At 45.7% G+C, this 23,147-nt stretch carries 26 protein-coding genes; 16 read left to right on the plus strand and 10 right to left on the minus strand.

What is annotated here, in order from left to right:
- Positions 1 to 159: 159 nt before the first annotated feature.
- Positions 160 to 1,428 carry a hypothetical protein gene (locus K6G33_RS08955; protein WP_296778518.1) on the minus strand — a complete coding sequence of 423 codons (1,269 nt, stop codon included), beginning with the start codon at positions 1,426 to 1,428 and terminating at the stop codon, positions 160 to 162.
- A 264-nt stretch (positions 1,429 to 1,692) separates the two neighbouring features.
- Here K6G33_RS08955 and K6G33_RS08960 point away from each other — a divergent pair, with 264 nt between their 5' ends.
- The 5 genes from K6G33_RS08960 to K6G33_RS08980 are packed head-to-tail and all read left to right on the plus strand — an operon-like array spanning position 1,693 to position 8,305.
- Positions 1,693 to 4,104, plus strand: a complete 2,412-nt coding sequence (locus K6G33_RS08960) for an ABC transporter permease (protein WP_296778520.1) — start codon at positions 1,693 to 1,695, stop codon at positions 4,102 to 4,104.
- A 14-nt stretch (positions 4,105 to 4,118) separates the two neighbouring features.
- Positions 4,119 to 4,877, plus strand: a complete 759-nt coding sequence (locus K6G33_RS08965; RefSeq protein ID WP_296778522.1) for an ABC transporter ATP-binding protein — start codon at positions 4,119 to 4,121, stop codon at positions 4,875 to 4,877.
- A gap of 12 nt (positions 4,878 to 4,889) precedes the next feature.
- Positions 4,890 to 6,290: a hypothetical protein gene (locus K6G33_RS08970; protein ID WP_296778524.1), complete on the plus strand. Its 1,401-nt coding sequence runs from the start codon at positions 4,890 to 4,892 to the stop codon at positions 6,288 to 6,290.
- Positions 6,291 to 6,312: 22 nt separating this feature from the next.
- The gene (locus tag K6G33_RS08975; protein ID WP_296778527.1) at positions 6,313 to 7,002 is read left to right on the plus strand and encodes a response regulator transcription factor; all 690 of its coding nucleotides are present in this window, start codon (positions 6,313 to 6,315) and stop codon (positions 7,000 to 7,002) included.
- A complete protein-coding gene (locus tag K6G33_RS08980; RefSeq protein ID WP_296778530.1) occupies positions 6,995 to 8,305 on the plus strand; it encodes a sensor histidine kinase KdpD in 1,311 nt (436 codons plus the stop codon). The genes K6G33_RS08975 and K6G33_RS08980 overlap by 8 nt, the downstream gene beginning before the upstream one ends.
- A gap of 14 nt (positions 8,306 to 8,319) precedes the next feature.
- Here the strand turns inward: K6G33_RS08980 and K6G33_RS08985 are convergent, their stop codons facing one another.
- The 4 genes from K6G33_RS08985 to K6G33_RS09000 are packed head-to-tail and all read right to left on the minus strand — an operon-like array spanning position 8,320 to position 10,410.
- Positions 8,320 to 8,538, minus strand: a complete 219-nt coding sequence (locus tag K6G33_RS08985) for a hypothetical protein (RefSeq protein ID WP_296778531.1) — start codon at positions 8,536 to 8,538, stop codon at positions 8,320 to 8,322.
- A gap of 7 nt (positions 8,539 to 8,545) precedes the next feature.
- On the minus strand, positions 8,546 to 9,430 hold the full coding sequence (locus K6G33_RS08990) for a DUF4097 family beta strand repeat-containing protein (protein WP_296778532.1): 885 nt from the start codon (positions 9,428 to 9,430) through the stop codon (positions 8,546 to 8,548).
- A complete protein-coding gene (locus K6G33_RS08995) occupies positions 9,423 to 10,091 on the minus strand; it encodes a DUF1700 domain-containing protein (protein ID WP_296778535.1) in 669 nt (222 codons plus the stop codon). The genes K6G33_RS08990 and K6G33_RS08995 overlap by 8 nt, the downstream gene beginning before the upstream one ends.
- Positions 10,078 to 10,410, minus strand: a complete 333-nt coding sequence (locus K6G33_RS09000) for a PadR family transcriptional regulator (RefSeq protein WP_173449286.1) — start codon at positions 10,408 to 10,410, stop codon at positions 10,078 to 10,080. The genes K6G33_RS08995 and K6G33_RS09000 overlap by 14 nt, the downstream gene beginning before the upstream one ends.
- Before the next feature lie 476 nt (positions 10,411 to 10,886).
- Between K6G33_RS09000 and queD the strand changes: the two genes are divergently transcribed.
- The 6 genes from queD (at position 10,887) to bioB (ending at position 14,787) form a co-directional block, all read left to right on the plus strand.
- Complete coding sequence (gene queD, locus K6G33_RS09005) at positions 10,887 to 11,309, plus strand: 6-carboxytetrahydropterin synthase QueD (protein ID WP_296778537.1); 423 nt, start codon at positions 10,887 to 10,889, stop codon at positions 11,307 to 11,309.
- On the plus strand, positions 11,306 to 11,971 hold the full coding sequence (gene queE / locus K6G33_RS09010) for a putative 7-carboxy-7-deazaguanine synthase QueE (protein WP_367270496.1): 666 nt from the start codon (positions 11,306 to 11,308) through the stop codon (positions 11,969 to 11,971). The genes queD and queE overlap by 4 nt, the downstream gene beginning before the upstream one ends.
- Complete coding sequence (gene folE / locus K6G33_RS09015; protein WP_296778599.1) at positions 11,971 to 12,540, plus strand: GTP cyclohydrolase I; 570 nt, start codon at positions 11,971 to 11,973, stop codon at positions 12,538 to 12,540. Before queE ends, folE begins: the two co-directional genes overlap by 1 nt.
- Before the next feature lie 10 nt (positions 12,541 to 12,550).
- The gene (gene queC / locus K6G33_RS09020) at positions 12,551 to 13,237 is read left to right on the plus strand and encodes a 7-cyano-7-deazaguanine synthase QueC (RefSeq protein ID WP_296778540.1); all 687 of its coding nucleotides are present in this window, start codon (positions 12,551 to 12,553) and stop codon (positions 13,235 to 13,237) included.
- Between the two features lie 2 nt (positions 13,238 to 13,239).
- Positions 13,240 to 13,737 carry a preQ(1) synthase gene (gene queF / locus K6G33_RS09025; RefSeq protein ID WP_296778543.1) on the plus strand — a complete coding sequence of 166 codons (498 nt, stop codon included), beginning with the start codon at positions 13,240 to 13,242 and terminating at the stop codon, positions 13,735 to 13,737.
- A gap of 99 nt (positions 13,738 to 13,836) precedes the next feature.
- Entirely contained in the window at positions 13,837 to 14,787 is a 951-nt protein-coding gene (gene bioB, locus K6G33_RS09030) for a biotin synthase BioB (protein WP_296778602.1), read from the plus strand.
- A gap of 41 nt (positions 14,788 to 14,828) precedes the next feature.
- Here bioB and K6G33_RS09035 read toward each other — a convergent pair whose 3' ends face one another.
- The 3 genes from K6G33_RS09035 to K6G33_RS09045 form a co-directional block, all read right to left on the minus strand.
- Positions 14,829 to 16,043: a hypothetical protein gene (locus K6G33_RS09035; RefSeq protein ID WP_296778546.1), complete on the minus strand. Its 1,215-nt coding sequence runs from the start codon at positions 16,041 to 16,043 to the stop codon at positions 14,829 to 14,831.
- Positions 16,040 to 16,615: a sigma-70 family RNA polymerase sigma factor gene (locus tag K6G33_RS09040; protein WP_296778548.1), complete on the minus strand. Its 576-nt coding sequence runs from the start codon at positions 16,613 to 16,615 to the stop codon at positions 16,040 to 16,042. The genes K6G33_RS09035 and K6G33_RS09040 overlap by 4 nt, the downstream gene beginning before the upstream one ends.
- A 217-nt stretch (positions 16,616 to 16,832) precedes the next feature.
- The gene (locus K6G33_RS09045) at positions 16,833 to 17,786 is read right to left on the minus strand and encodes a D-alanyl-D-alanine carboxypeptidase family protein (protein ID WP_296778550.1); all 954 of its coding nucleotides are present in this window, start codon (positions 17,784 to 17,786) and stop codon (positions 16,833 to 16,835) included.
- 313 nt (positions 17,787 to 18,099) lie between these two features.
- On the opposite strand from K6G33_RS09045, the gene K6G33_RS09050 reads away from it, so the two are divergent.
- Positions 18,100 to 18,534: a GNAT family N-acetyltransferase gene (locus K6G33_RS09050; RefSeq protein ID WP_296778553.1), complete on the plus strand. Its 435-nt coding sequence runs from the start codon at positions 18,100 to 18,102 to the stop codon at positions 18,532 to 18,534.
- Positions 18,527 to 19,000: an ATP-binding protein gene (locus K6G33_RS09055; protein ID WP_296778554.1), complete on the plus strand. Its 474-nt coding sequence runs from the start codon at positions 18,527 to 18,529 to the stop codon at positions 18,998 to 19,000. Before K6G33_RS09050 ends, K6G33_RS09055 begins: the two co-directional genes overlap by 8 nt.
- A 12-nt stretch (positions 19,001 to 19,012) precedes the next feature.
- Here the strand turns inward: K6G33_RS09055 and K6G33_RS09060 are convergent, their stop codons facing one another.
- Together K6G33_RS09060 and K6G33_RS09065 are read right to left on the minus strand one after the other, a co-directional pair.
- A complete protein-coding gene (locus K6G33_RS09060) occupies positions 19,013 to 19,555 on the minus strand; it encodes a GNAT family N-acetyltransferase (RefSeq protein ID WP_296778557.1) in 543 nt (180 codons plus the stop codon).
- Positions 19,552 to 20,064 (minus strand): GNAT family N-acetyltransferase, encoded by a 513-nt coding sequence (locus K6G33_RS09065; RefSeq protein WP_367270497.1) that lies wholly within the window; start codon positions 20,062 to 20,064, stop codon positions 19,552 to 19,554. The genes K6G33_RS09060 and K6G33_RS09065 overlap by 4 nt, the downstream gene beginning before the upstream one ends.
- Positions 20,065 to 20,271: 207 nt before the next feature.
- Between K6G33_RS09065 and K6G33_RS09070 the strand changes: the two genes are divergently transcribed.
- From K6G33_RS09070 to K6G33_RS09080, 3 genes are all read left to right on the plus strand, one after another.
- Complete coding sequence (locus K6G33_RS09070) at positions 20,272 to 20,727, plus strand: GNAT family N-acetyltransferase (RefSeq protein ID WP_296778560.1); 456 nt, start codon at positions 20,272 to 20,274, stop codon at positions 20,725 to 20,727.
- A 263-nt stretch (positions 20,728 to 20,990) separates the two neighbouring features.
- A complete protein-coding gene (locus K6G33_RS09075; RefSeq protein ID WP_296778563.1) occupies positions 20,991 to 22,346 on the plus strand; it encodes an FHA domain-containing protein in 1,356 nt (451 codons plus the stop codon).
- A 14-nt stretch (positions 22,347 to 22,360) separates the two neighbouring features.
- The gene (locus K6G33_RS09080) at positions 22,361 to 23,140 is read left to right on the plus strand and encodes a PP2C family serine/threonine-protein phosphatase (RefSeq protein ID WP_296778565.1); all 780 of its coding nucleotides are present in this window, start codon (positions 22,361 to 22,363) and stop codon (positions 23,138 to 23,140) included.
- Positions 23,141 to 23,147: the final 7 nt, after the last annotated feature.

The following is a 23,147-nucleotide window of genomic DNA, read 5'->3' on the forward strand; positions in this document are numbered from 1 at the left end:
TAATCATACAATAATTAAAAAGAAAGTTATTTTAATATGAGCTAAATTCTGCTATTTGCAACATTATTTAACAGTATTTATTATGTATAAGTAACAAAAAAGTACCTGCTGCTGCAAGTACTCTTTAAATTCTGTATCGAATGAATCTGAGTTAACCGATCATTTCTTTTCGGCTTCCTTGTATTTACCTTCTGCGAGAGCCTTGATAGTCTCCTCAGTGATGTCGTTATCCTGACCCAGTACATAGTGTTTGGGCTTTGTTTTTGCCTCAACAGTGCTTGTATAGTTCTTCTTGTCGGTCTCCTCGCCGTTGACATAATAAGCAGGAGTTACTTTTTCGCCGTCATTTGACGTACTTTTAGCGCTGTTCTCGGTATCACCGTAGGAGAATACCTCCTCAAACTTGAAGTTATCAGTGAACTTGTGGAAGCTTCCTGATGTATAGCTGGGGCCGTCATAATATGTTGCGAGTTCCTCGGTATCCTTGTAGTAGAGAATGGTTCCGTCGGCACCGAAGCTGCCTACAGGTACAGGACAGCCATTCCATGCATAGATATCAACGTATGGAGCGTAGTGGTAGCCGCCTGAAACGAAAAGCTCAGGCACGTCATCGCCGTTTATGTCCATGAGTGAGAAATGATTGTTATCGTTTTCCTTCTTGTATTTGAGGTAGTCGTTCAGGACAGCACAGTAAGCTTCCTTCCAGTCCTTTGCTTCTCCGAGTGCAGCGTTGATAATGTCGTCGTCGAAGCTGTGGTCTGTGCCCATTTGCTTGATAACGCCGTTGATAAGGAATTTGTACTCCTCATCGTACTTATCCGAGTCAACTTCCTGACCGTTTACCTTTGCATAGTCTTGTCCGAGCTCGTAGGTGTAAACGTTGGCGAGCTTATCGTTTTTCAGTCTGTACAGCTGGTTGGTCTGTACGTGATTTGTGTCATCAAGTCTTAAAGTGACAAGAAGGCTCTTATTCATGACATACAATAAGTCAGTGCAATTCTTGATCTCTTCAAATTCAGTGTAATTAGTATCTCCGAGAGATTTCAGGAGATAATTTTTGTTTCCGTAAGGACCGTATGATATGATAAGCTCAGGTATCAAGTCATCGTTGATATCGTATACCGTGAATCTTGCGGTATCGTCGAACTTGTCCGACTTCTTGAAATCTTCCAGAGCTTTGCGGTAAAGCTTGTTCCAGCTTACGTCAGAGATGCCTGTAACATCTGTGGAAGTGCCGATAACAGGCTCCTCGTATGAATCGTCGATGCTGTAGTCATAAGTAACATCTTCTATATTAAAAGAAGTAGTTGTATTATCTGAAGATGAAGCGGTTGTGGTGTTATTATCTTTGCTGCCGCTGTTGTTGTTTTTTGATGAGCAGCCGCAGAACAGTGCTGTAACGCACAATAAAGCAAAAAGCTTCTTCATATAATGACCTCCGTAAAAGATAAACTTATCGTAAGTATTATAACATATTATTTCGTAAATAGCAACACAGGCGCGGAATATTTCATCGTACTATCATCTATGCTCCGAAAAGACTGATATTAAGCTGTTCGTCGTATTGAAAATGTGAGGACTATGTGATATAATCATATATGAAAAATATTTTTTATATTTAAAGACTTTTTAATCTTTTATGTGTTATCATAATATCAGCAGCAAGGAAAAAATACAGCGGAGGATAGAGATATGTTCTTTAAAATGCTGAAAAGTGACCTTAAACGCAAAAAAGGTCTGAATGTCATACTATTCATATTTATAACAGTTGCATCGGTTATCGTATTTGCAGGAGCTGTGGAGATATTTTCTACTCTGACAGTCAAGAGCAAGACTAAGGAATACTGTAAATTGTCTGATGCGTTAGTATTTCTGCTCCAGGGAGAATCACAGAACGAAAAGGTGATAGAGACAGTCGAAAATAAGCTTGATGAAAATGACAACGTTATTTCGTATGAGAAGCGTGAATGGACCAAGATACCGTCGATCTCCATGGATTATCCGCGCTTTGAGGAGAACGAAAAAAGTCCGTATATCACCTCGCGCTTGAACTTTTTGTGCAAGCAGCCCCGTAACGGTGATCTGGTCTATGATCTTAACGACCAGCCATTCTTCGTTGAGAGCGGCAAGATAGCGCTTCCGGTTGATCTCAGCCTGAATATCGGAGTGCAGGTCGGCGATATTGTGAGGTTCACAACTGCCATGGGAGATGTTTATGAGCTTAGAGTAAGCACGCTGTTCAAGGAAAACAGCTACCCGAACTTTCTGAGGTTCATAGTGTCAGATGCTGATTATGATATACTTACGAAGGACGAGACAGGCAAACACGCAGTGTACTTCCTGAAGCTGCATGATGATTCCGTGAATAAGCTTGAGGACATCAGGAACCAGATGATCTCTGAGGAGATCAATGCCTTGATCTTCAAGCAGCAAAACGATTATTCCGAGGACTTTGTTATGCAGTCCATAGTAGCGGTATTTGTTGTGATAATATGTATGTTCCTTATCATAATTATTTTCATGACTATAAGGTTCACTATGGTGGCGGATCTGAAACGCGAGGAAAAGGAAATAGGCATGATGAAGGCGATAGGAGTAGATTCGCTGAAGTTCAGGTGGCTGTTTGCTGCGAAATATATAGCCTTTGCCGTAATAGGCGGCATTATAGGCATCGCAGCGGGACTTCCGCTGGCAGAGATGACAGTGAACACCTTTGCTGCGAATGCTATTCTACCTGACAGAATGATACTGGTCATCATAGGAGTAGTATCTGTAATGTCGATGATATTCCTTATGATAGCCTTTTCACTTCTGGTAATGCGCAGGATAAACAAGATATCGGTAATGGACGCGATACACGGCGAGAACCGCGGCGAGAGGTTCGGCAAGGGCTTCCCCATGTTCCTGCACAGAAGAAAAAAGATGTCCGTGCCCATGTTCCTTGCGTTCTCTGATATACTGGGACGAGTAAAGCGATACATTTTCCTCGTGATAGCCTATACACTGGGAGCAGCTATAATGCTTCTGGCGTTCAATGTCCGCAACAGCATAATTTCCCGTGAATACTGCAAGCTTTTCCTCTATCATACTGTGGATTTCGGAGAAAACCTCTATCAGGATGCCAAGCAGCGCATGGAGGCTGAGGGCAGGAGCTTCACGGAGATATGCAACGAGATGTTTGAGGAAGCAGGCTTCCCTGCACATATGGACGCTCTGAAGGTTACCGACGGATACTATATCAATAAAAGCGGCGAAAAGGAAAAGTATTTCTCAGTGCTGTTCGGTGATGCAAAGATCGAGAAACTGAACTATAGAGAAGGAGGAAAATACCCCAAGCTTGAAAACGAAGCGGCTATGAGCTATTTTACGGCAAAAAAATACGGCATAGCTGTGGGAGATGTGGTAAAGTTCCTGATATATGAGAAAAACGAGGATAATACAGATGCCGAAGAACATGAGAGACAGCTTGTAATAACGGCGTTTTTCGATAACTTTGAGGAAGGTACTCCCACGCTCATTATGGGCAAGGCTTATGACAAGGGATACTCTTATGGAGAAAACTGCATAGGAATGGAGATAGACGCAAAGGAGAGCAGGAAAGCAGGCATAATAAAGCAGATGAAGGCTTATTTCGGCAATGACAGGATACTCGACATTGATGAGCTGCTGCAAGACTGGATGTCGGAATATGACAGGCTTTTCGCTCTGATAGAGTATGTTCTGGGCGGAGCTATAATCGCGGTGCTGCTGCTCATAACGTACCTGTATACAAGCGTGTTTATCGCTGAGGAAATGCCTGAGATAGCGCTGCTGAAAAGTATGGGCTTCACCGAACGAGCCGTGAAGAAGTGGTATCTGCTGAGAATAATTATACTGGCGGCTGTTTCTGTCGGAATAGCCGAGATACTGTTCAGGACGCTGGGACAGCTGCTCATGAGCACGTTTATGAACAGCTTTGAGGTAACGGGAATAAGCTTCCTGCTTGAGCTGCCTGTAAGCTTTGTTTTGATACCCCTCATAGTCATTGGTTCGGCGCTTGTCACGGTATGGGTCACACTCAGGAGCGTACACGGCATAGACATATGGAAGATATCAGAGGAATAATTGGAGGAGCATAAATGAGTACAGTTTTATCCGTTAAGGAACTTTGCAAGACATATATAATCAAGGAATACAGCAACAATGTTCTCAGAAATATCAGCCTGAAGCTGGAGCAGGGCGAGTTCATAACTGTTATGGGCCCCAGCGGAAGCGGAAAATCCACACTGCTTTATACCATCAGCGGTATGGACAGAATGACTTCGGGAACAGTTGATTTCTGTGGAAAAGACCTGGGCAGCATAAGCAAAAAGGAACTCACAAATGTGCGGCTCACTGAGATGGGATTTATATTCCAGCAGATGTACATGATGAAAAAACTGTGTGTGTTCGATAATATCGTTCTGCCTGCATATCAGGCGGGAGCACCGAGGGCAGATGCTAACAAAAGGGCAGAGGAGCTCATGCGCAGACTCGATATCATAGATATCGCAAAGCATGAGGTCAGCGAGGTCTCGGGCGGACAGCTGCAAAGAGCCTGCCTTTGCAGGGCGCTGATAAATTCGCCGAAGGTGATATTCGCAGATGAACCTACAGGTGCCCTGAACTCTAAGGCTGCAATGGACGTTATGCGCGAGATAGTTGCTGCGAACAGAAGGGGTACAAGCGTTATGATGGTTACGCACAGCGTCAAAGTAGCAGCTATGAGCGATAAGGTGCTGTACCTTATGGACGGCGAGATACAGGGAGAGCTTGAACTCGGCAAGCTCGCAGGCGATGAAACGCTTGCAGAAAGAGAGCGCAGGCTCAGCAGCTGGCTCATGGAGCGCGGCTGGTAAGGGGAGTTTATCATGAGAAGAAAAATATGCGTATTTACAGCCGTTATCGCTGCATCAGCCGTTTTGCTCTGCGGCTGCGGAAAAAACGGATACGAGGACTTTGTTATACCTGAACAGGGAAACAGTGTGCTCACGGCATTGAAGGAAAACGTTGTGGAGAATCACTATGAAGGCGTTGAGCCTACAGTTGAGGAGGCTCAGAGTACAGAGACTTCCGCTGACGGGCTCTGCACTATAAAATGTATGAGCAGCTATTATGATATTACCCTTGATTACGAAAAAGGGTCGTATTACGATGTGGGAAAAGCCTACGGAGAGATGACACTGAAAGTTCGGGCGGATTACGGCGAGATGATGGAACAGTACCTTTTCGAGAATATTAGTGCGGTATTTATGAATCTTAACGGCGATTATTCCAGTATCAAGGAGAGAGTGGATTCGTTCTACAACGCGCTGTACAGCGACTACAAGCAGGAGCTTGACGGTTTTGCGGACGCAGTTTCGGGAGATTCTCAGGGCATAAAAAAGGACGGTATCCTCAGTGCCGATGAAGTGAGGCTTTGCCAGTTCGTTCCCGATGCACTCAGGGGAACGGCTTGCAGCGCAATATCCCTTGACGGCACCATGACAGCTTCTGGCAGCAGGATATCCAACCGTATCCTTGAATGGCAGCTGGGCAGCGAAAACCAGCTTTGCAGAGCACATTCACTGGTGCATTTCATCAACGGCAGCAAGACTTTAACATCTGTTACATATCTTGGCTTCTTCCCTATACTCACAGCGGTCAGCGACGACGGCGTGATGATAAGCGAGTACGATGTGGGAAGTTATATGGGAGAGCCGTATACATATTTGGAAAAAAGAAGCTATACTTACGATATGAGGTATGCTGTCGAGAATTATGCCACAGCAAGAGAATGTGTTGATTTTCTCGTTGACAACGCAGAAAAGTATCCATACTGTGTGAATGTTCTTGCAACAGACGAAAATGACGCGCTTGTCGCAGAGCTCGTTGTGGAAAGCAGCGACGGAACACCGACTGTCAGGGACGGTTCATCGAAGCTGGGGGACAAGATCGAATGGAGCGATCCCCATTGTGTCTGTGTCGTGAATTCCTTTGCAGCAGACGGGAATCCGGGATATATCGCATTTGATGCAAACAATAACGTAAGGTGGAAAAGATACGAACAGCTTTTCTGCGGTCAGAAGGGATTGACCACAGGACGTTTCAAGGAGCTCATAACAAGTGAGAAGCTAAGTGAAACCCGCGAGAATATCCGCAGTGACAGTGTAGTCCACATGGTGCTTGCGGACTACGATACGAAAAGACTTCAGGCGGTATTAACAGGGGAGGACGGAGTTGTGCAAACCCCTGAATTCATAGATCTTGGCAGTTGGGAGTATGCCCGCTGATACTTCATATACGGAGAAAAACATGACTGATATACTTATAATAGAAGACGACCATGAATTAGGAACACTGATAAGGGATTTCATGATAAAGGAGGGCTTCTCGGCACGGCTTTGCGCTGATGCCGGGAAAGCCCTTGAGCTGTTTGATGAGGAGGATTTCCGAATAGTGCTTCTTGACGTTATTTTGCCGAAAATGAACGGGTTTGAGTTCTGTACTGTTATACGCAGTAAAAGCTGCGGGATACCGATACTCATGATGAGTGCTCAGACGGACGAGGACAGTAAGCTCCTCGGTTACGATACAGGTGCCGATGACTACATAGACAAGCCTTTTTCGGTTAAAGTCCTGACTGCAAAGATACGGGCACTTATAAAGCGCAGCGGTTCGGAGACTTCACAGAGTGCTGTTCTCGAAAGCTGCGGGATAGTTCTCGATACCGCTTCAAGGCGCGTCACCAAGGACGGCAGAGAGCTAAGGCTCAACACAAAGGAGTTTGAACTTTTACAGTACCTCATGCAGCACGAAGGTGAAGCCGTCAGCAAGGAGGAGCTGTTCAATGCGGTGTGGGGAACTGACTGCTTTACAGAACCAAGCACAGTCAGCGTACATATACGCTGGTTAAGGGAGAAACTTGAAAGTGCGCCGAATTCTCCTGAGATCATAAAGACTGTATGGAAGTACGGCTACCGATTTGGTGAATGCAATGAGTAGATTTGTTAAAACAGTACTGTCTATAGCAGCAGTGTTCGCTGTCCTGATAACAGGGCTGAATTACTGGTGCAGAGAGCTGTCGGAAAGACGCATCGGCGAGCGTAATGTAACGACAAACAGGATAAATGATGAGCTCGTGCGCGAGCATAACACTACAGCTGATGATATAGATGTTATCATTGCGCGGAATATCAGCAGCTGGCGCAGTGAGTACGGGAGCAATGCTCCCGAAAGGATAGAATATATCCCTCTGAAAATGAAGAGTGAAGATGCTTTTTATGTCTCGACGGATAAGCTCAGCGCAGTTTGCAGTATATATGACAATAACGGCGAATTGGAAGGCTTTGTGGAATATACCTATAAAGTGGATATTGATATGGGATTTGTCACGGCAGCAAATACTGTTATCATAGTATGCTTTATTATTATCCTTGCAGCAGTGATGTATATTTATTTCGCAGTGCTTGCTCCGTTTCGGAAGCTGTCGGAATATCCCGAGCGCCTTGCGCGTCTTCGTGACATTCAGAAGCTGCCTGAGAGCAGGAACCGATATTTCGGCAAGTACATCTGGGGAATGAATATGCTGACGGACGTTCTGAAGGCGAGCAGCAGACGCATACATGACCTTGAAGGTCAGCGGCAGAAGTTCGTTTCTGCAATAGCTCACGGAGTAAAGACACCTGTTGCGAATATCCGCCTTTACACAGATGCCGTGCGCACGGGACTTTACTCGGACAAGGGCATGACTGCTGATATTACCGACAAGATAGACCACAACGCAGAGAAGATAGAAGCTCTTGCAGCTGATCTTATCGCGTCCTCAAACGCCTCGGCAGACGGCTGCGACATTGAGGTGAGCCGCTTCCCTATAAGTGAGCTTGCCGAACTTATAAGGCGTGAGTACAAGGACAGAATGAAGTTGAAAATGATAGGATTCAGCGTTGAATGCAGCGGCGAAGCAGTTGTTGAGAGCGATAAATATGCACTTTACCGCGCAGTGAGCCAGCTTCTGGAGAATGCTGTGAAATACGGTGACGGCAGCAGCATAGCAGTCAGGATAATGCGCGACGATGAGGGCTTCTGTATAACTGTCAGGAACAGCGGAAAGCTTCTTCCCGAGAATGAACTGCCATACGTGTTCAGGAGCTACTGGAGAGGCTCGAATGCGTCAGACAAGAACGGCAGCGGTATCGGACTATATGTAGTTCATGAGACCGCAAAGGCGCTCGGCGGAAGCGCATATGTAAGAAGACTTGAAGAAACATCGGAAATGGAATTCACTATATATATCGAAAACGCATAAAAGCTCCGCGGAGATCATTCCGCGGAGCTTTTATTATTGGCTGATCGTAAAAAAGAAGGGTCTGCATTTTCAAGAGCAGATATTACTGCGCAGAGCTTTTTGGTAGCACCGTTGTCGAATTTGATCGTAACGATCGTATCATCACCGATAGGGAGCGTATCGGTAACAGTACCTTCACCGAAAAGTCTGTGGCGTACTCTGTCGCCTTTTTTTATTTTTGTGTGGTCGAGCATGGCAGGATCACTGGTCGTAGTTGACCGATGATGAACCTACTCCCGTATCTATATCAATGCTGTATTTGCCGTTTGAGCCGAAGTCGCTTGACGGATTGGTGAGGTTGAACTCCATGGAGCCTATGCCGCCGTCAGCGTCGATATTTCCGTTGATAGCGCCTGTGAATGTGAATTCGCCGACGCCCTGATCCAGGTCTATGCCGCCGAGGAAGCCGCTGATATTTATTTCGCCTGCGCCGCCGTCGATAATAAGCTTGTGTTCGCAGTCAATATTGCTTAAAGTCAACTCACCTGCACCGCAGTCGATATCTGCGCCTGAGCACTTGAGCTTGTTTATATTGACTTCTCCTGCGCCGCACTCCATTTTGAACTGGTCACAGCTGAGACCTGAGATATATGTTTTGCCTGCACCCATATTGAGTAAGAACGAATCGTATACCTTTTCAGGGAGAGATATCTCTACAGTCGAATCCTTGTATGAGTCGTCGAGCAAGAACGGGATATGTATATTTGAGATAAAGCCTCCCTTTTTTTTGTAGTTTATCATGAAGACATTGTTCCTGACCTCTGCTTTGAAGTTTGAGGGAACATTTTTAGCATCGACGTATATCTTATCATCATTGCTAATATTTATAGTGAAGTCTGACCATGCGATATCGAGGTCAAGTTTATTTATATCATCAGCATCAAAGCTGTTGTTGTAGTTGATAACGTTGTATTTTTCACCGCTGCCCACTGTCTTGTATAAAATGAGACCTGTGAAGAAAAGAAGTGCGCCGAGGATAAGAAGTATTATCCAGACAGAGCTGCTGCCTGAACGCTTTTTATCGGGTTGAGGTGTCTGCTGTGGTGCCTGCTGAGGTGCAGTCTGTACATAATTATACTCATTCATTTGTTTTCTCTCCTTTTTTGAACAGGCCCATGAGCCAGTTGAAGAATTTTTTGATAGCATTGCCGAAAGCGGGGATAACCGAGTTGAAAACAGGTTTTGTTATCAGTATTATCAAGCCGCCTAAGAAAAGGGATATGCCAAGGAACATCAGTCCGATCGCAGGAGCTTCAAACAGACAGAAGAAGCCTGCGAACAGCATACCGACCGCGCTTGCGAAGAGAGCAAATACTATTGATAATGCAGCGACTATAAGCGCGAAGAGTACTGCGGCTACTGCTATTAAAAGAGGTATCCATATTGGTGATGATAATATTGCAAAAAATATCATTACTGCTGTTAAGCCGGCACTTTTCTGCTTTACAGGCTGAGCAGCTGCTGCATATGCGCCCTGGTATGCGAACTGTCCGAAATTTGGCTGCGGATTGTTCATCTGAGGCGGCATACTCGGAGCAGGATCAACATTGAGACCGCTCTCACGCAGGAGGTCAACGGCGATATTCTCGGGAGAACCCAGAGAAGCGGCAGTTTCTTCTTCCTTGCCAAAACCTGCATCGAGAAATACTTCTTCGTAATATGTTAAAGCGTCATTTATATCATCGGCTGGCATACCGCCGTTTTCAAGACGGTTCCTAAGCCTTGTAAGAAATTCAAGTTTGTTCATGATTTTCAGCTCCCTCATTCATTAAAATATTGTCGATCTTCTTTTTATGGTTTCGCCATTCTTCTCTGTACTCGTCCAGAGAAGTTACCCCATGAGGCGTTATCCGATAATATCTTCGATTACGTCCCATAAATTCCTTGTCGTAAGTTTCGAGCATCTCGCCCTTCTGCAATCGCCGAAGCACGGGGTACAGTGTCGATTCCGAGATGTCCACGGCTTTTTGCAGGTATTGGGTGATCTCGTAGCCGTAGGTGTCATTCTTCTGAACTATGGAAAGCACCATCGCGTCGAGAAGGCTCGCATTGATTGAAAAACCCATATTCTGACTCCTTTCCGTTTGATTTAAAAGAGATATAGTATTTTATAAGCTGTAATATCTAAGCTCTGATAATATTATATCTCGTATAATATAGTTTGTCAATATAATATTGCAAGTTTTATACAATATTGTGCGTTTGGACAATACAGACGTGACAAATCAACTTTAAATTAGTAAAATTTAACAAAAGCGCTGAAAAACGACTTTTTTTGTTCTATTAATAATAAGAAGAATATTGTTAAAACAGGCTCAGTATCAAGTAAAATGACTATTTTAAGCTGTTTCTCTTGACACGGTAAACTTTGGGTGATATAATGATTAGCGGAACTATTCCCGACAGTTCGTTTGCGCCATCCTGTCGTAAAACAAAACCAGGGCATCTGTGTATTTGCAGGAATGAACTGCAATGTAATGAAGGACAGGTGCGTCTGCTGATGGCAGGCGCACATTTTTTATATATAGTATGAGGTGATAGAATGTACAGGCTCAAAACATCTGCTGAGTTTGACAGTGCCCATTTCCTTGCGGGATATAAGGGGAAATGTGCCAATATCCACGGACACCGCTGGAAGACAGAGGTCATCGTGGAAAGTCCCGAGCTTATCGCTGACGGCGAAAAGCGTGGAATGATAATAGATTTCGGCGACCTTAAACGTGAGGTAAGAGCTCTTGCCGACAGCTTTGACCACGCACTTATATATGAGAATGGCTCGCTGCGTGAGACAACTCTTGCAGCTCTCCGCGACGAAGACTTCCGCTTGATCGAAGTGGAGTTCCGCCCCACTGCCGAGAACTTTGCAAAGCATTTCTTCGGAGTGCTCAGAGAAAGCGGACTTCCCGTGAAAAGCGTCACGGTATACGAGACACCCGAAAACTGCGCAGTATATGAGGAGGATTGAATATGTTTCCTGTAGTTGAAAAATTCGTGAGCATTAACGGCGAGGGCGCACACGCAGGAGAGCTTGCAGCTTTCATACGTTTCCGCGGCTGCAATCTCAGCTGTTCGTACTGCGATACAAGATGGGCTAACAGCGAGAATGCTCCTGCTGACTACAAAACTGCGGAGGAGCTTTCGGCATGGGTGGCTGAAACAGGAGTACGCAACGTTACTATTACAGGGGGCGAACCTCTCCTGAACAGGGATTGCAGCGAGATCATCGCTCTCCTTATGGAGCAGGGCTGCCGCGTGGAAATAGAGACCAACGGCAGTATCAGCCTTGAAAAGCTTGCAGCTTCTGAGTACCGCCCTGTGTTCACAATGGACTATAAGCTTCCGTCCAGCGGTATGGAGCAGTTCATGTGCAGGGACAATTTCAGACTTCTTGACTGTCATGATACGGTAAAATTCGTATCGGGCAGTACCGAAGACCTTGAAAAAGCAGCGGAAATAATCAATACATACAGGCTCGATGAACGCTGCCACGTATACATAAGTCCTGTTTTCGGTGAGATAGAGCCGTCTGAGATAGTCGATTTCATGGAGGAACGACGTATGAACAATGTCCGTCTGCAATTGCAGCTCCACAAATTTATATGGGAACCCACAAGGAGGGGAGTATGATGAACAAAGAAGCTATAGAGTACCATATACGCGGACTTATAGAAGCAATAGGCGAAGACCCTGAGCGTGAGGGACTGAAAGAAACTCCTGCCCGTGTGGCACGTATGCTGGAGGAGGTGCTGGAGGGTACTGCCTATACCAACCACCAGATAGCGGAAATGTTCGGCAAGACATTTGACAACGACAGCAGCACAGATATGGACAGCGCTGTTGTTATGAAAGATATAACGGTGTTCAGCTACTGTGAGCATCACCTTGCACTGATGTACGATATGACGGTGAATGTTGCCTATATCCCTCGCGGCAGAGTTCTCGGTCTCAGCAAGATAGCGCGTATCTGCGATATGGCAGCAAAGCGGCTGCAATTGCAGGAGCGCCTCGGCAGGGATATCGCTGAGATAATCTCGGAAGCCGCAGGTACTCCCGATGTTGGAGTGATGATACGCGGCAGTCACAGCTGCATGACCGCCCGCGGTATCCGCAATGCCTCCGCTAAAACTGTCACAGGTACATTCATGGGAGCATTCCGCGACCGCACAGAGCTGAAAGAACTCGTAGATTTTGATTGAGGTGAATGATATGAAAGCATTGGTACTATTCAGCGGAGGCGTTGACAGCACGACCTGTCTTGCCATTGCCGCAGATAAATACGGCGCAGACGAAGTGCTTGCGCTGTCACTTTTTTACGGACAGAAGCACAGCAAGGAGCTTGAAGCAGCTCGTAAGATAGCTGCATACTACGGCGTAAAGCACAAGGAGCTCGATCTTGCTCCCATATTTGCGGACAGTGACTGCTCACTGCTTGTTGGCTCTGATGCGGATATCCCGAAGGAGAGCTACGCAGAACAGCTCGAAAAGACTGACGGCAAGCCTGTTTCCACGTATGTTCCGTTCAGAAACGGACTTTTCCTCGCTTCCGCAGCAAGTATCGCTCTTTCCAACGGCTGCACGGAGATATACTACGGAGCTCACAGCGACGATGCGGCAGGCAATGCCTATCCCGATTGCAGCAGTGACTTCAACGATGCCATAAATCGCGCTATACACCTCGGAAGCGGCTGCGAACTGAGCGTTGTCGCACCGTTTATCGGCATGAACAAGGCACAGGTGGTCGCAAAGGGACTTTCCCTCGGAGTGCCTTACGAACTGACATGGAGCTGCTATGAGGGCGGCGACAAGCCCTGCGGAGTATGCGGCACCTGCCGTGACAGAATGGCAGCATTTGAAGCAAACGGCATGAAAGACCCTGCTATGAAAGGAGAATAACTATGAGCGGAAGAAACGAAAACGAAAAGGGCGATATCACTTTGCTCGGCAATCAGCACACAAAGTATTCTTCGGACTATGACCCGTCCGTGCTTGAAACTTTTCCGAACAAGCACCCCGACAACGATTACTTCGTAAAGTTCAACTGCCCCGAGTTCACAAGTCTTTGTCCTATCACGGGACAGCCTGATTTCGCAACGATATACATTTCTTATATCCCAGCCGAGAGAATGGTGGAGAGCAAGTCGCTGAAGCTCTATCTGTTCAGCTTCCGCAATCACGGCGATTTTCACGAGGACTGTGTGAACATAATCATGAAGGATCTGATAAAGCTCATGGATCCAAAGTATATAGAGGTGTGGGGAAAGTTCCTGCCTCGCGGCGGCATCTCCATTGATCCTTACTGCAATTACGGCAAGGCAGGTACAAAGTGGGAGCAGCTGGCATGGGAGCGTCTTTCACAGCATGATATGTACCCAGAATCAGTCAATAACAGATAATAAAAATGTCAACCCGTTAATACAAAATAGGTTGACATTTCTTTTTGCCAGTGGTATAATACTCTTATCTCAATGAATAAGAGGAGGTATAAAATGGATATGAATAAACTTGCCGACGAGATAATCGGCGGCAGACGCATAAAGCGCGGCGAGGAGCTCGGATACTTCATCACCGCCAACCTTGAACAGCTCTGCAAGGGCGCGGACAGGATACGCAGGCATTTTCACGGAGATCACGCAGACCTTTGCAGCATAATCAACGGCAGGAGCGGCAAATGCTCTGAAAACTGCAAGTTCTGTGCTCAGTCCGCACATCACTGCACAGGTGTAGAGGAGTACGGTTTCCTCGATAATGATACTATACTTGCGGAGTGCCGCCACAATGAGGAGCGCGGCGTACATCGCTTTTCAATAGTTACAGCAGGAAAAACTCTCAGCGATGAGGATTTCGCAAAAGCTGCCGATGCCTACAGTCTGCTCAGCAGGGAATGTCATATTGCTCTTTGCGGCTCACACGGACTTCTCACTCAGGAGCAGTTCGAGAAGCTCCGTGAAGCGGGAGTGAGCAGATACCACTGCAATATCGAGACTTCAAGGCGGAATTTCCCGAATATATGCACAACTCATACCTACGATGACAAAATAGAGTGTATACGCAGAGCGCAGAAGGCAGGGGTCGAGGTCTGTTCGGGCGGAATAATCGGCATGGGTGAGACTTGGGAGGACAGGCTGGACATGGCAGTGAGCCTTTCCGAACTGAACGTGAAGTCCATACCGATAAATGCTCTTATGCCAATAAAGGGAACTCCTCTTGAAAATACCGAGCGTATTACAGAGGACGATATACTTCGTACAATAGCATTTTTCAGGTATATAGTCCCCGAAGCTGACATTCGTCTGGCAGCAGGAAGGAACCTCATGAAAGACAGCGGCGCAAAGGCGTTTTTATCGGGAGCTGATTCAACTATCACAGGCGATATGCTCACCACATCAGGCAACGATATACGCGGAGATGTGGATATGCTGAAAGGTATGGGATTTTCGATATAACCGCAAAAAGTCCCCTCTGAATCTTATCAGAGGGGATATTTTTATCTTGTGTAATATTTATCGTACATTTTTTTGGCTGCTTCATAAACTTCGGGAGATGCCTGATAAAGTCTTCTCGTAGCACTGCCGCCGTAAAGACAGTATATAGTATTGTCGTTAAAGAACCATATATGGTACATTTTGAGGTTATCTTCCTTTATTTCGATATTAAAGATAAAATCAGGGGAAGAATTAAGTATATGATCCGATTCAGCTCCATCAGTGCTTGGCAGCTCTTTCGGAGCGTATTCCTGGTCAGAGGCTGTCAGGAACTTTATGAACGCATCAAAGTCTTCATTGCTTAAAGTACGTATTTCGTCATGCGTATCTGTGTTTTGACATATGATATCAGCTGAAACGGGTGTGTAAAGTTTTAGGAAAAGGTCTGGACTTAAATTGTCATACATTTTTTTTGATTCTGTTTCAGCCATATCAATAAGCTTTTTTGCGTTTTCTTCACTTATCTGATAATAGTATATGTTATTATTATCTTTTGAGTTTGAAACAATGCCGTTTTCATAGATAATGATATAGTATGGATCATCAGATTCGTCATATGGTGTGTATGCGATGTTAAGAGTGTTTCCATTGTAATTAATCATGCGATCGATAATATCGTAGTCCGACGGCAGTTCTTCATAGTCAAATGAATTCAGAAGATTTATCCATTGAGGGTATCTATTATTGAAATCCGTATGAGTATCATCTTTGTAGTTATATAAATTGAATGAAAAACAACTCAGATCACATTCAATGAATGAGTCAGTTATAGGATCATAAAAAGAGTGAGGTTCATTCTCTGTTTCTGATACAGTGACGGATTCTGTTGGAAGCGTGGTAACATTCTCTGTAGTTGCTTCTGTTGCGGTATTTTCTTCGGTGGGGAGAGTTGTCTCGTTTTCTGTGGATATGGTATGGACATTTTTGCGGTTTCTGATAAGCCAAGCACCGCCTGAGACAGCTCCTGCTGTGAGTACAAGAGCAGCAGCGGCAGCGACGAATTTCTGCCATACAGTTTTTCTGTACTGTTCAACGCCCGATACCTCAATGCCATTTGATCTGGCGTTGGTGTTGGTCTTTTCGTTGTATATCTTTCTGCTGATATCGAACATTCTCTCCTTTGCACTGTCGGGGACGCTGTTGAATTCGGCGATGCGTTTTATTTCGCTGTCATCTGCATTTTCGAGTATATCGAGATCAAGTTCCATGTCTTTCATATTAAGCCCTCCTTTATTCCCATTGAGCTAAGTTGTTTCCTGAGTTTTTCAAGTGCGCGGCTGCTGCGTACACGTACAGCCTCGGGAGTCATTGATACAAGTTCAGCTATCTCCTTCGAGCTTCGCATAAAGAAATACTTCTGCATTATTATCGTTGAATCTGGGGTGCCGAGGAGCTCTATACATTTCAGAAGAATGGAGCGAAGCTCTTTTTTCTCGACAGTTTCAACTGTATTGTCAGGAGCTTTTAGTTCAGCGGTTTCTTCGTCATCAACTGAGACCGTTGCGAGATTATTTTTTGTGAGCTTTTTGTAAACATCTATAGCTTTTCGTCTTGCAACAGTTCCGATAAAAGCTGATATATTACCGATAGGAGCTTTGTTTTCGTTGTAGTATATGTATACATCGGCGAAAACGTCTCCCACACATTCTTCGATATCCTCAGGTTTTGCGCAGCTGCGGAGTTTACCGTAAACTATAGTATATACATAGCTGAAGTATTCATCGAACAGAGCTCTCTGAGCCTGTTCAGACGAGCGGTCTGCGTTTTTGCGGAATTCATCTTTGGTCATTATCTATCACCTCGTAAAGTAAAGCTTTTTCAATGCATTGCGACGGCTTTCATAATATCTATTCCGCAAAAGCATCATAAACGTAACAGGAAAATATATATTTTTTTGTTTTAATCATAGATTTGCGGCGTTCACCTTGAACTCATTATTTAGAAGGGCGTTTTCTGACAGAAAAAGAGCTCCGAGGCGCACCTCAGAGCTCGTGGAAAAGCATTTATCAGTGATAGTATGAGTCTATACCGAAGTATTCCTCAAGAGTAAGACCGCTGTTATGGATAGCGTAAGACATATCAGTACCTACATAGCGGATATGCCATGATTCATACTTATAGCCTGTGATGTTCTGCTTGCCCTGCGGGTAACGGAGGATAAATCCATACTCGTGGCAGTGATTCTCGAGCCAGACAGCTTCGGGAGTGCCTATGAAGGAGTCGTCTATCTGGTTGACATCAATGGCAAGACCCGTCTGATGCTCGGAATATCCTGGACGTGCGGAATATGTATCTGCTGCTGCCTGTCCGTCACGGGCTACGTAGTTATTGTATATCTGAGCCTGATAATCGTATGAACGGTAGCCTGATGACAGCCATATGTTGAGACCCTGCTGTGAAGCTGCATTCTGGAGCTTGTAGAACTGGTTGAGGCAGGTCTGGTCAAGACCTGGAGCAAAGCCGGCAGGGAGGCTGTAGGACTTGTTTGCGATGAGTACGCCCTGAATGTATGTCATGCCGTCGTAGTTGTATACTGTAGGTGCAGCACCGTAATTGCTGTCGTTCGGTGAAGGAGCTGTGGTGTTGGAAGGAGTATATGACGGAGCAGGTGCGGATTGCTGCGGCTGTTCCTGCTGCTGAGCTGGCTGCTGAACGGGCTGCTGTGCGGCTGCACCGCCGCCTGCGGGAGCAGCTTCGTTTGACTGAGCAGCTGTTGGTGCCTGTGTGGGAGTTTCAGCAGTGGTGGTCGCAGTTGTCTCGATATTGGCAGCTGAAGTGGTTGCAGATGCAGCTGCCTTTGTAGTCGAAGTTGTTTCGCTCTGCACCTTGGCAGTGCCCGATGTTATTTTTGCAGTTGACGCAGAAGGAAGCACGTCAGACTGACCTACGATGTCTTTTCCGCAGCCTGTGCATGAAATGACAGCTGCGAGTAATAATGTAATAAATAAACGTCTTTTCATTTTAAAAATCTCCTTTTGGTATGAACTTCAAGTGCTTTCATACCAATAATCGAATCTAAAAAACAAGGTGTGACATAAAAGAACAACTTTTGAAAAATATTTCTTTCAGCCATTATAGCGTATAAGCGAAGCGTTATGCTATAATGTCCCGATTGCAGGGAGTAAATCTAAGATTTGCGTATCTGCAAGTTCTTTTGCATTCATTATATCACATTTTGCAGCGATATTCAATTGTCAGGTTGTGAAAAAAATATCCCATTGAAATAAATATGTTTTTATGATATAATCATAAAAAACACGGCGGAGGTAATTCATGGACTACACGATACACGAAAATACACTGAAAACAGATCGCTTTATTGAGCTTTGGGAGTCTGCGGGCTGGGGCAGCCTCGACCGCGAACTCGTTGAAACTTCACTGAAGAACAGCTATGTTACTTTTGAAGTTAGGGACGGCGAAAAGACTATAGCTATGGCAAGGCTTATCGGTGACGGCGCAATGGCATTCTTTCTGAAAGATCTTGTTGTGCTGCCTGAGTATCAGGGGAAAGGTGTGGGAAGGCGGCTGCTCACTCATATTGAGGAGTATATCCGCAGTCAGCTTAAAGAGGGATGGTGGTCGTACCTACAGCTTATGAGTGCTAAGGATAAAGAGGAGTTTTACCTGAAATGCGGCTATAAAGCACACCCCCATGAAAGAAGCGGAGCAGGATTCACAAAAGTACTGATCGGAGGAAAAAATGCCTGAAATAATTATGACTTGCGGCAGGATATGCAGCGGAAAAAGTACCTACGCACAAAAGCTCGGCATGGAGCTCGGTGCAGTGATACTCTCTATCGACGAGCTTATGATATCAATTCTCGGAAAGGAAACAGGCGATATGCATGATGAATATGTTCGCCGCAGCGAGAAGTACCTGTACAAAAAAGCCGCAGAGATAGTCTCTGCGGGAACTGATGTTATCCTCGACTGGGGATTCTGGACAAGGGAGCAGCGCAGCTTCGCAAGGTGCTTCTTTGCCGAGCGCGGTATCGACTGTCAGCTGCACTATATACACGTCAGTGATGAGGAGTGGCAGCGGCGTATAGCTCAGCGCAATGCCGAAGTGGAAGCAGGCACGAACGATGCGTACTTCATCGACGAGGGACTTGCGGAAAAGTTCAGGTCGATATTCCAGATGCCTGACAGATCTGAGGTCGATGTACTTGTTTAAAATGTTTTGCGTTTAATCGCGTTCGATGCAGTAGCACACCTCACCTGTCGGGAGCTCTCCCTGCTGACGGAAGCGCTCAACATTGTCGGTGATGTGCATTTCTGATTTTTCGAGAACTCGTCCCGACTTTGTGTTCTCAGCGCGGTGATAGGCTTCGAGCCGCTTGAAATCCGTGCTTTTCATTATCTCGGCGATGACAGCCGAAAGAGCTTCTCCTGCGTAGCCATGCCCCTGAAAAGCTCTGCCTATGCAGTATTCGATCTCGGCTGTACGTATGTCCTCGTATACTCTGCAAAAGGCTATCTGACCGATGTTCTGACCGCTTTCCTTTTCAATCACAGCCCAGCGGTAAAAGCTGTCAGAGGCGTAACCGCTCATGTATTTGTCAAGAAGCGCCTGAGCTTCTTCGGCTGTGGGATATGAAGGCTCGCCGTATTCGCTCTGCACAGCCTCATCGCCTGCCCAGTTGGTGAGCATATCTTCGAGGTCGTTTTGTGCGAATCTGCGCAGTGTGAGCCGTGGTGTGCTTATGGTTTGTGTGCCGCAGTGTTTCATCTGATACGCTCCTTTGCAACGCGGTCATAGTATGATATATCGTCTTCATCTTTGATATATCCGCCGTTTTTCAGCATAACTCTGAGAGAGGCGGGATTATTTTTGTGAACGCAGAGATATACCTCGTCTTCGGGAACTGTTTTGGCAGCTTCTTTGAGCAGAAGTGCAAGACCTGCCGAAGCATAGCCTTTTCTGCGGTGTTCCGGAGCTATGTAATATCCTATATGACCTGCTCCCGTTATAAGCGACTCGCAAAGATAGTGGCGGAGGTCGAATTTCCCGACGATATTTTCGCCGTCCCATAAAAAGTAGGAAGTTGCCGGAACATAGCCTTCGGGGAGGCGTCCGCCTTTAGAGTTTGCGATGATACAGTCGAGAGCATCGACGAAGTCCTGACGTGAAATGCCGTTATATTCATTGATATAGCCGTTTTCGTCGGAGGGGATATCTCGGACGAAAAGGTATTCTTTTTCGATATCGTCTGTATTTGCTGCTTTCAGGTATATCATGATAGTTTCTCCTTTTATAATATTATATATTGAATGAGCCGCTTTTTCAATAGATAAGCTAAACAAAATTAAATATTTATACATTGCTTTTCTGTTTATTGCGTGATATAATTATTATAATTGATTTAATGCTGCGGCATACCGTGCGTTCATACCATAACGCTTAACGTATACGATCCGCATTTTCAACAGACAGGAGGAGATATTATGACGGAGATCAGAAGACTTGGGGCAGATGATATTGATATTATAAAAGAGCTTTTTATATCAGTCTTTACCAGCGAACCGTGGTTCGATGACTGGAGCGACCCTGTTCAGCTGAACAGCTATATCCTTGACCTGATAGGGAATAACAATTCTCTTTCGCTGGGACTTTACGAACATAATGTGCTTGTGGGACTGGCGCTTGGCTATATCATGCACTGGTTTGCGGGCACGGAGTACTATATCCATGAGTTCTGCGTAAAGACGGAAAAGCAGGGGAAGGGTCTGGGCAGTGAGTTCATGCGCCTGATAGACGAATATGTGCGAGGACTTGACGTGGATCATATCTTTTTGCAGACTGACAGATCTCTGCCTGCTTTTGATTTCTACGTAAAAAACGGCTTCAGAGAGCTTGAAGGCCATGTTTCTCTTGTACGCCGACCGGACGATAAACAGTGATAATATACTGAAAAAAACGCTTTTGCAGCACTGAGGCTGCGGAAGCGTTTTTGCGTAAATAATGACATATCGGTATTTTGTGCGTTTTGCATTATATATGTTTGTGAGTTGTGCAATAAACTTATTCAAAATATTGACAAATCGTGTTCAAAGTGGTATAATAATTCGTAAGTTTGTTTTTTTCTGTACGTTGTGTGTCAATAAGGTGGGTGAAGTGCAGAAAAAGGCGAGATTTCGCGTTAGTTTCATTTAGGGGTGAGAAGATGGCTGGTAATATCACTACAAAGCTGCTTTATCAGGGCTGCGATACGTTTTTGCAGGCAGTTCTGAAAAAAAGAGATAAAATAAACGAGAAACAGTTGCAGTTCATCAACGGGAATACTGATAAGGGCTTCCTGAATGTAAGATGGGAAAAAACGGCTACAAGAAATGTGCTGAAGTATAATGTAAGCAACATGACTGCGCTGTCGGAATATATCAAGCAGACTATGCCGCAGGATAAGTATTTCGCTATACTGAGCCAGTTTCAGAAGATAGTGGAGTTCTGTATGAGCGCAACTATCCCCTATGACAATATCCTGCTGAATGATCTGAAGAACGTGTATTTTGATGTGGAAAAGCAGAAGCTCTATGTAGCTTATCTGCCGCTCCTCGAAAACGGCTATAGAAGTGCCAATATGATAAAGTTCCTCAATAAGCTGAACAAGAATGCAAATATCACTATCACCAACGGAACGGTCATGCAGAAGTACAGCTTCTTCCTTGAGGAGCAGATGAACGCTCAGAAGGACAAGGGCGGCTTTATCTCGCCGAAAAGCCTTCACACCGTGCTCCATGATGTGCTCATGGTGCCTGAGGCAGCCGAGCAGCAGATGAGCAGCAATGCCGCTCCCGTGAATATCGCTGCTGCGGAGGTCAAAAGCACTGCGCCTGCGGACGACGACTCTGACCATACCATTCTTGTGAACAGGAACAGGAATGCGGATTGCCCTGCTTTCCTGAAAGACGAGAACAACAGGGAAATACCTATCACACGCTTCCCGTTCACTATCGGACGCAGACCCGACAACGATCTTGCGCTTACCGATAAGGGAACTGTCTCCAAGGAACACGCTGTTATAACCTGTTCGGACGGAAGCTTCTATATCGAGGACAAGGGATCTGCTAACGGCACCTTCCTCAATAATTGTACGGATAATGCAAAGAGGATATCAAAGGAACAGCTCAACAGCGGCGACGTGATCTATTTCTGCGATGTGCCTTACGTGTTTACAGTCAATGCAAGTGATTCCGCCACTGTCATAGTGGGGGACAAAAACAGTGCAGCTGCCAGAAAAGCCGATCCTGCAATGGCAAAAAAAATCGCTTACCTTGTGAATTCATCAAGCAAGGAGCGCATACCTGTGTTCGTTTATCCTTTCACCTGTGCCGAGCTTTCGGGACTTATCATCGGACGTGAAAACAACGGCAGCAGACACAGCATATTCATCGAGAATATATCCTGTCCGTCACTGAGCGTTGAGGGCTGTGAAGTGCCGTCGGGTGAAAAGACGAGTATATTTTCAGGCTGTAATTTCCTGTATCACGGTATCGTGTATACCTTCTACGAAGAAAACTGACGGTGGGAAATGATATGGAATATGTTTTTTCTTATGTGACGACCGAAGGCGCTGTACGAAAGGTCAATCAGGATTCGCTGTTTATCGCGGAGGCTGCCTTCGAGGACGACAAGGTGCTGTTTGCAGCTGTCTGTGACGGAGTTGGCGGCCTTTCGTCAGGCGAAAAAGCCAGCGGCTTCGTTTGCAAGCGCATGAACGAGTGGTTCGCCGACGAGTTTCCCGAGCTGCTGCGCTGCTCTGCATCGGTACTGAAGATAAGGGAGTCTATCGACGACAGGCTCCACGAACTCAATGACTGCATAAATTCATATGCGGAGAAACACGCCTCGGATATGGCTACGACGTTTACGGGAATACTTATAATCCCGCATATGAACGTGCTCCTGACAGCTCATGTGGGCGATACGCGCCTTTACAAGATAACCGAGAACGAGATAAAGATACTCACCTCAGACCACTCCGTTGTCGGTCAGGAGCTGAGGAACGGCACTATAACCGAGGAAATGGCTGAAAAAGATCCGAGACAGAACCAGCTCACAAACTGTATAGGTGCAGGACTGGAGGACACTTCTTACGATTACAGCATTTCCGAATTCAGCAAAGGCGAGTGCTATATGCTTTGCTCGGACGGATTCAGGAAAAAGGTGTCCGCAGATGAGCTGAAGGTGGCGCTCTGTCCGTCGGCAAACAAAGATGAAAAGACGATAAGGTCTAACCTTGAAAAGCTGAAAAATAAGGTCATTCAGTGCGGAGAAAAGGACAATATTACTGCCCTTATGGTCAAGCTCTGCTGAAAGCGAG

This window comes from Ruminococcus sp. (assembly GCF_024691275.1).
GTDB lineage: Bacteria > Bacillota > Clostridia > Oscillospirales > Ruminococcaceae > Ruminococcus.